Annotated in this window: 6 protein-coding genes; all 6 read right to left on the bottom strand. The window is 69.7% G+C overall.

The window, feature by feature from the left end; genetic code table 11:
- The coding region (locus QMX80_RS17130) for a transaldolase family protein (protein ID WP_282278379.1) at window positions 1-310 on the bottom strand (310 nt) is incomplete at its 3' end.
- Window positions 311-323: 13 nt separating this feature from the next.
- Window positions 324-1,517 (bottom strand): CoA transferase, encoded by a 1,194-nt coding sequence (locus QMX80_RS17125; protein WP_282278378.1) that lies wholly within the window; start codon window positions 1,515-1,517, stop codon window positions 324-326.
- Window positions 1,518-1,631: 114 nt separating this feature from the next.
- Window positions 1,632-3,491, bottom strand: a complete 1,860-nt coding sequence (locus QMX80_RS17120) for a beta-L-arabinofuranosidase domain-containing protein (RefSeq protein ID WP_282278377.1) — start codon at window positions 3,489-3,491, stop codon at window positions 1,632-1,634.
- Window positions 3,488-5,677, bottom strand: a complete 2,190-nt coding sequence (locus QMX80_RS17115) for a formylglycine-generating enzyme family protein (protein WP_282278375.1) — start codon at window positions 5,675-5,677, stop codon at window positions 3,488-3,490. Before QMX80_RS17115 ends, QMX80_RS17120 begins: the two co-directional genes overlap by 4 nt.
- Window positions 5,678-5,707: 30 nt before the next feature.
- Window positions 5,708-6,649: a ribokinase gene (locus tag QMX80_RS17110; RefSeq protein ID WP_282278374.1), complete on the bottom strand. Its 942-nt coding sequence runs from the start codon at window positions 6,647-6,649 to the stop codon at window positions 5,708-5,710.
- A complete protein-coding gene (locus QMX80_RS17105; protein WP_282278373.1) occupies window positions 6,646-7,926 on the bottom strand; it encodes a serine hydrolase domain-containing protein in 1,281 nt (426 codons plus the stop codon). The genes QMX80_RS17110 and QMX80_RS17105 overlap by 4 nt, the downstream gene beginning before the upstream one ends.
- Between the last annotated feature and the right edge of the window lie 269 nt (window positions 7,927-8,195).

The raw sequence follows: 8,195 nt of genomic DNA, 5'->3' as shown, positions 1-8,195 counted from the left end.
GGGCCTGGTCGGCATCGACCTCGGTGGAAACGCGGCCCGGCACCAGCTCGGCCAGCATCGTGCCCACGCCGATGGTCAGGCGGTCGACCACGGCCTTGGCCACGTCATCGCGCTCGCCGGCCTGCGCGCGGCCCCATGCCAGCTCGCGCTCGATCAGCCCGGCATAGACCGGCAGGTCGAGGGCCTTCTTCACCAGCGTCGGGTTGGTGGTGCAGTCGACCGGGCGCAGGCGCTTGATGGCCTCGTAATCGCCGGTATCGGCGACGACGACGGACAGTCCGCGCAGTTGGGCGAGCCTGGAGAGGGTCATTGTGCGTTCCGGATCAGGGCGTGGCGCCGTCTTCGGCGACGCGGGCGAGGAGGATGGCGGTGTCCTGGTCGAACACCGGCGCGGCGAACGGCGGCGGGCCGGGCGTGCGCCCGAACACGATCGGGCGGGTGATGCCACGGTAGCTGCCCAGCACCGGATGCGGCAGCGAAGCGACCATGTCCTCGGCCTGCACCTGCGGATGCTCGAACATGTCCTCGACCTTGCGCGCGGCCGCGCACGGCACGTCCTCGCCGAACAGCGCCTCCCACTCCAGCGCGCCGCGCGTGGCCAGCGCGGCGTGCAGCCGCGCCAGCAGTTCCTCCGAATGCGCCGCGCGCTTGCGCACGCTGTCGTAGCGCGGATCGGCGGCCAGCTCCGGCAGGCCGGTCTTCTCGCACAGCGCCTGCCAGAAATGCGGGGTGTTGGCCGAGATGTAGAGCCAGCCGTCGGCGGTCGGATGGATGCCGGTGACGCCGCCCGAACGCATGTCGCGGCCCACCGCCTCCGGCTCGCCCTCGGCCCAGATCATCCGCGCCGACTGCATGGTCAGCGCGCTGCGCAGCAGCGACACGCCGACGAACTGGCCCTCGCCGCTGCGCTCGCGCTCGTACAGCGCCGAGGACACGCCTGCGGCCACCAGCGCGGCGGCGTAATAGTCCACCACCGAGCCGTAGAGAATCTCCGGCGCGCCGCCGGGCTTGCCCTGCATCGCGCACATGCCGGTCATGGTCTGCAGCACCTGGTCGTAGCCGGCCTTGTCGCGCAGCGGGCCGTTCTCGCCGTAACCGGTGACCGCGCAGTACACCAGCCGCGGGTTGAGCCGCTGCAGGCTGTCGAAGTCGATGCCCAGCCGTGCCGGCACGCCGGGGCGGAAGTTGTGCACCAGCACGTCGGCCTCGCGCACCAGCCGCATCAGCACCGCGCGCTGGTCGGCCTGCTTCAGGTCCAGCACCACGCCGCGCTTGGAGCGGTTGACGCCGAGGAAGGCGCGGCTCTCGGCCTCCAGCGTGGACGGATACTTGCGCAGGTTGTCGCCGCCCGGCGGCTCCACCTTGATCACTTCCGCGCCCTGGTCGGCCAGCAGCGTGCAGCCGTACGGACCGGCGATGTAGGCGCTCAGGTCGAGCACGCGCACGCCGCCGAGCGGTCCGGCGGCGCCGTCGCGGCGGGCGATGTCGAAGGGAGAGGGGCTGTGGCTTCCTGACATGGGGTGCACTCGATTCCTTGATTGCAGTTTCCTCCGCGGTGCCGGGAAGAAACATATCGTGCGGGTATTTTCAGCGAGGACTTAAAGCGGCGAATGGGCGCTGGGCTGGCGCCTTCAATCCACCGGCGCCAGCGACAGCCAGGTCAACCGCCAGGCGCCATCCCCGCGCCCGCCGCAGCGGTAGTAAGGCTCGAACACCAGCGGAGCGCGGCATTCCAGCTGCATCGTCACCGGTGCGCCTTCGCCCCGGTCCTCGCCGACCCGCAGCCACTGCGCCGGATCGCCGGCCGGCAGCTTCAGCGTCTCCTCGGTCTTGTAGCCGTCGATCAGTCCGGTGGCGTAGACCAGCGGGCCGTGGGTGAGGGCGACGTATTCCCAGCGCAGCACTTCCTGCGCCACCGGTGAGCCATCGGGCGCGCGCGATTCCTGCACGTTGATGTTGGCCGCGCGCTGCAGCTGCGGCTGCATCGGCAGCGCCACGTTGACGATGTCGCCGGCGCGCCACGGGCGGTGCAGCTGCACGAAGCCGTCCTCGCCCGGCTGCACCGGTACATCGACGCCATTGACCTGGATGCGCGCGTCCTCGGCCCAGGCCGGGATGCGCACGCCGATGCCGAAGGTGGCGCTGGTATCCGGCGTCACCCGCAGTGTGACCTGGCCATCGAACGGATAGCGCGTGTGCTGCTGCAGCGTCACCCTGCCGGCCTCGGCGTGGCGCAGGGAGGCCTGGCCTGCACCGTACAGGTTCACCCGCAGGCCGCCGTCGGCGGCGGTGCCGTAGGCGATCTGCGGCAGTTCCTCCACCGCCATCGCGCCGGAGGACTTGCAGCAACGCCAGTAAGTCGTGTGCACGCGCCTGCCGTTGGGGAAGGTGTAGTAGCACCAGTCCTCGCCATTGGGCGCCATCGCCGCCAGCAGGTCGTTGTAGGCGGTGCGTTCCAGCTCGTCGGCGTAGCGGGCGTGGCCGGTGATGGCCAGCAGTTCGCGGTTGAGCTGCATCCATGCCAGTACCGAGCAGGTTTCCACGTAGGCCTGCGGGAAGAACGTGCGCGGTGCGTTGAACACTTCGCGCGAGCGATGCGCCACTCCGCCCCACGGGCCGCCGCCGAGGGTCAGGTGCTGGCTGCGGATGTTGTTCCACAGGTTGTCGATGGCCAGCTTGTAGTCGGCCTTGCCGGTGGCCTTGTACAGCTTGGCCAGACCCACAAGATTCCACGACAGCTGGTAGGCCTTGCCGGTAGCGATGAACGCCGCGTCCTCGTTGGCGATGCCCTTGTCGAGCAGGGCCAGGCGCGGGTTGGCGTTGGCCTGCTGCAGGATTTTCTCGGCCAGCGCCAGATAACGCGGCTCGCCGGTGACCAGGTACAGGTCGGCGGCCGGGTCCAGCAGCACCGTGGCCGACATGCCGTGGTGGTTGCCCAGGGTGGTGATGTCGATGCCCGATTCGAGCGCCTGCCAGCACAGGTCGGCAATGCGCCGCGCGGCCTGCAGGTAGCGGTCATCGCCCAGCGCACGCCAGGTTTCGAGGAAGCCGAGGATCAGGTAGCTGTGGGTCCAGATGTCCCAGGTGCGCAGCGCCGGTTCGCCGTTCCAGCTTTCGGGCTTGGGCGGCTGCGGCACGCCGAAACGGCGGTCGGCGGCATAGTTGCCGAGATAGCCATCGTCGTCCTGCTGGCTGATCAGCCAATCGGCGACGCGGCGCAGGTTGGCTTCCAGCTCGGGCTGGCCACCCTGCGCAACCGCGCGCGCAGTGGCCGACAGCCACTTGCCTGCGTGCTCGCCGTACCAGTCGCCTTCCTGGTTCTGCTGCTTGTGCGCCTGGCCGAAGATGCCGATCGACGGGCTGGTTTCATCGACGATGAAGTGGCTCAGGCGGCCGCTGCGGTTGGCCGCCAGCATCTGCCCGAACACGCCGTCCAGCTGTACCGCCGACGGCGCGATCAGCTGCTGGCCGCTGCTGATGAGCGCACTCATGCCGCGTCCACCACGCAGCGGAAGCCGAGCATGCCGCTGCGGTCCTTGGCCGGCGCCATCAGCAGGTACTTGCCGTGCTGGTCCAGCCGGTAGGCCTGCGGGAAGTACCAGTGCGAGGTCTGCGGCTGGTAGCTGGAGCCGCCGCGCAGGATGGCTGCGCGGGTGTGCTCGTCGACGAACTCGTCGGTCCACTGCCATACGTTGCCGACCAGGTCTTCGACGCCGAACGGGCTGGCGCCCTGCGGATGCGCATCGACATCGGCCGGTGCCAGCACGCGGCGGCCGCGGTTTACCTGCGGCACGCGGCTGGCGTCCCAGTCATTGCCCCACGGGTAGCTGCGGCCATCGCTGCCCTGCGCGGCGTACTGCCATTCCCATTCGTGCGGCAGGCGCTTGCCGGCCCACGCGGCGTAGGCGCGCGCGTCTTCCAGCGACACCCATACCACCGGCTTGTTGTCCCAGCCGGCGCGTGGTGCGCCATCCACCCAATGGGCGAGGAAGTTGATGCTGTCGGCCGGGTGATAGCCGGTGGCGTCGATGAAGGCCTTGAACTGCGCATTGGTGACCGGATGGCGATCGATGTGGAACGCCTGCATCTGCATCAGCTTGCGGTGATGGCGGCGCGGGCAGTCCTCCCACGGGAACTGCACGTCCTGGCCGGCCCAGTTGAAGCCTTCGATCTCGATGCCGCCAACCGCGAACACGAATTCGCCGGCCGGAATGGTGACCATGCCCTGCGGCGCGACAGTCTGCGCGGTGGTGGCGGGGATCTCGCGCAGCTGCTGCGGGATCGCCTTCCATGCGCCGGAGAAACTGTTGAGCGGCTGTTCGGCGCGCTTGGCGGCGGCGACAAGGAATGCATCAAGACCGTCGACCACGACACCCGGCTGCACGCTCAGCACCGCACCAAAGCCGCGCGCTTCCATCGGCAGTTCGATGATGGCCACGCCCTCACGCACGGCCGGCGACAGCTCCAGGCCCTGCCAGACATCATAGTAACGGGTGCCGTCCACATGCGGCAGGCCGATCTGCTCGCCATTGACCGCGTATTCGTTGCGGTTGATGAAGGTGTGCAGGCACTGGCCTTCGATCGGGAACCGGCTGGCGAAGATGCCGCCCTGGTAGCAGACCTGGTAGGGCTCCCAGTCCATCGACACGATCAGGGCCGGGAACTGGCGGTAGATGGCGGCGATGCGACGCAGGGTTTCGCCATCGCGCGCGGTGAACTGGTTCCAGATGCCCCAGATGTTTTCCCAGGCGTTGTAGCCGATGCCGTTGAAGAAGCAGTACTGCAGGTCGTGGTTGCGGTTGCGGCCCCAGCGGTTCTCGTAGTTGACCATGTGGCGCGGCTCCAGCCACTTCCACTTGGACACCGGCGGCACCGGGCCGTCGGGTGCCTTCTTGCCCCAGCTCTGCACGTTCCAGATCAGCTGCTCTTCCGAGCTGATGGTGGACTCGGGCTGCACCACCACCGGGTTGCCGTTGGCATCGCAGGCATCGAAGAACGCACGCGGCACGCCGTTGAAGGTGTCGCCGTTGATGCCGTCGGCACCGGTGGCCTTGATGATCTGCGCCATGCCGTCCCAGTGCGTCACGCCCGGGTCACGGGTGCCGTGGTCCCACGGCTTGGCCGGAAGGAACACACGCACGCCGCGCTTCTGGAATGCCTTCACCGCGGCGGTCAGGCCTTCCAGGCCGCCCGGCAGCGTATGCGCCAGATCGAACTGGTTGCGGTCATCGATGCCGATGTTCGGATAGATGTACCAGATCAGTACCGAGTCCAGCCCGCCGAAGCGTTCGACCAGGTCGTCCAGGTACTTGTCGACGGTGTACTGCGCGGTTTCCACATCGAAGAAATAGCGGTCCTCGACCATCATCTGCGCGTGTACGAAATTGCGCTGCGCCCACTGCAGTTCCGGCCGGCGGTAGTTCACGTCGGTATAGCCGATGCGCACCAGATGCTCGCGGCGCCAGTCCTTGAGCTCGGTCAACCAGTCCGCGGCGCTGGCATTGGCGTCGATCATCCAGCTGCCGATGTCGGCGAACGGCCATGCCGGCGCCTTGCCCGGGGTGGGCAGATAACGGCCGGTGGTGACGTGCGAGAACCTGTACTCGGTGCGGATCGCCTCACGCCCGTAGTCGGCGGCTTCGTTGTCGTAATCGGGCGTGGTGTACGGCGTGGTCATGGCATTCATCCAGCGGAAAACGAAAGAGGGTCAGAGCGCGCACCATGCCGCCAGCGCGGCATGGGCATCGGCGCCGGGGACGCGCGCGGCATCGGCCAGCAGGGCGGCGACCCCGGCGGTGTCCGGGATGCTGGACTGCGCGCCCAGGCGCGTGCAGGCCAGTGCGGACGCGGCGCTGGCGGCGAGCAGCGCCTGCTGCAGCGCCTGCCCGCGCGCCAGTGCCGCCACCAGCGTGCCGCAGAACGTATCGCCGGCGGCGGTGGTGTCCACCGGCGCGATGGAAAACGCCGGCTGCAGCAGGGTGCGGCCGGCCTCGCGCGCCAGGCAGCCGCGCGCGCCGAGGGTGACGATCACGCAGGGCACGTCCAGCCGCGCCAGACCGGTGGCCAGGTCGGGCGGGTCGCCGGCGACGACGGCCAGTTCGCCTTCATTGACGATCAGCATGTCCAGCTGCGCCAGCAGGGTATCGGGCAGCGCCTGCGCCGGCGCGGCGTTGAGCGCCACCTTGACCCCGGCCGCACGCGCGGCCCGTGCGTAGGCGAGCACGGTATCCAGCGGCGTTTCCAGCTGCAGCAGCAGCCATTGCACGCCATCCAGCGCGGGCAGGTGGCAGGGCTGCAGCGCCAGGTTGGCACCGGGCGCGACGGTGATGGCGTTCTCGGCGTCGTCGGACAGGCAGACGAAGGCGGTGCCGGTCGGCAGCTGCGCATCGCGTACCGTGTGCAGCTGTACGCCGGCAGCGAGCAGCGAGGCTTCGATGGGCCTGGCGAAGTCATCATTGCCCAGCGCCAGCAGCATGCGCGTATAGGCGCCGCCGGCGCGCGCGCAGGCCACGGCCTGGTTGGCGCCCTTGCCGCCGGGGAAGGTGCGGAATTCGCGGCCGAGCACCGTCTCGCCCGGTGCCGGCACATGCGCCGCGCGCACCACGAAGTCGAGATTGGCCGAGCCGGCGACGAGGACGGTGCAACTCATGGAATGGCCTGGTAGACGAGGTTGTAGAAGCGGGTCGAAGGCGACGCCAGCGGCCGGTCGCCGCCGGGCAGGTATTGCATCAGCAGGATCGCCACCAGCTTTTCGCGGCGGTCGATGGTGAAGTAGGTCGATGCCGCGCCGGACCAGCCGAACTGGCCGACGCTGCCCAGCCGCCCGCGTGCGGCCGGGTCGGTCACCACGTAGCCGCCAAGCCCGAAGCCCTCGCCGTTGCCGGCGCTCGCGATTGCAGGTTCGAAGCCGCCGAGCTGGTCGCTCATCATCAGCTCGACGGTCTTGCGCGAGAGCAGCTGCCGGCCCTCGCCGCGGCCGTCGTCGAGCAGCATGCGTGCGAACGCCAGGTAGTCCGCCGCCGTGGAGTACAGGCCGCCGGCACCGCTGTCGTAGCCTTTCAGGCGCACCCCGGGGGTGCGAGCGCTCGCCGTGCCGGCCAGGCGCAGGCTGCCGTCGTCGTTGCTGGTCGGCAGGTCGACCACGCGCCCGCGCTGCGCGGCAGGCACTTCGAAGCTGGTGTCGCGCATCGCCAGCGGGTCGAAGATGCGCTGCTGCAGGAACTGCGCGAAGGGTTGGCCGCCGACCACCTCCACCACCCGCGCCAGCAGTTCGGTGTTGCTGCCTTCGTAATGGAAGTGCGTGCCGGGCGCATCGGCCAGCGGCAGCGCGGCCAGGCGTGCGGCCACGTCCTGGAGCGAAGTGGCGCTGTCGACATCGGCGGCGCTCAGCAGCCGGGTCGCGACCGGATGCGCGTCCGCGTCCGCGGCGAAACCGCTGGTATGGGTCAGCAGGTGGCGCAGGGTGATCGCCCGGGGCGACGGCGCCAGCTGCGGATGCCGCAGGTCGCCGCCCACCACGACCTGGCGGTCGGCGAAGGCGGGCAGGTAGCGCGACAGCGGATCGTCCAGCGACAGCCGGCCTTCCTCCATCAGCATCAGCAGCGCCACCGAGGTCACCGGCTTGGTCATCGAATAGATGCGGAAGATGCTGTCCTCGCGCATCGGCCGCGTGCGTGCGAGGTCGGCATGGCCCCGGCTGCCATGGAAGGCGCCGCGTCCATCGACTTCGACCACGGCGACCGCGCCCGGATAGCCATCGGCCGTGGTGGAGCGCTGCAGGAAATCGTCCAGCCGTTGCCAGCGGTCGCCGGCCAGGGCGGAGGCGGGAACAAGCGCGCAGGCCAGCGTCGCCGCCAGCAGCCGGCACGCCGCCGAACGCCCTGTGGGCGGCGGTGCGGTGACGGTCGTGGTCGCGGTTGGATGCATGCTGCGGTCCCGTGTGGCCGGCCGTGCGGGCCGGACTGGATGGAGCGGGAAAGCGTCCGGCTGCCGGAGCGCGCTTTCCTTGGACCAGCCTAGACGGCGTACGCCCCGGCGCAAAGGGAAGCCCGCTTGCTTCAGGCCGCAGCGATACCGGGGTGATGCGGCCCGGGCCGGGCGGTCCTGCAAAAGAGAACGGCGCCCCGGGTGCCGGGGCGCCGGGGGGGCGGGGCTCAGGACGCGCTGTTGTGCGAGAGCGAGCTCACCCCTCCGCG

This window comes from Stenotrophomonas sp. PS02297, assembly GCF_029959705.1.
Taxonomy (GTDB): domain Bacteria; phylum Pseudomonadota; class Gammaproteobacteria; order Xanthomonadales; family Xanthomonadaceae; genus Stenotrophomonas; species Stenotrophomonas nitritireducens.
This window is presented reverse-complemented; position numbering and strand designations above follow the sequence as displayed.

Bases quoted from the DNA above. Each gene is read 5' to 3' on its own strand.
- QMX80_RS17125 (WP_282278378.1), bottom strand. From the start codon at position 1,517: ATGTCAGGAAGCCACAGCCCCTCTCCCTTCGACATCGCCCGCCGCGAC.
- QMX80_RS17105 (WP_282278373.1), bottom strand. From the start codon at position 7,926: ATGCATCCAACCGCGACCACGACCGTCACCGCACCGCCGCCCACAGGG.
- QMX80_RS17120 (WP_282278377.1), bottom strand. From the start codon at position 3,491: ATGAGTGCGCTCATCAGCAGCGGCCAGCAGCTGATCGCGCCGTCGGCG.
- QMX80_RS17110 (WP_282278374.1), bottom strand. From the start codon at position 6,649: ATGAGTTGCACCGTCCTCGTCGCCGGCTCGGCCAATCTCGACTTCGTG.
- QMX80_RS17115 (WP_282278375.1), bottom strand. From the start codon at position 5,677: ATGACCACGCCGTACACCACGCCCGATTACGACAACGAAGCCGCCGAC.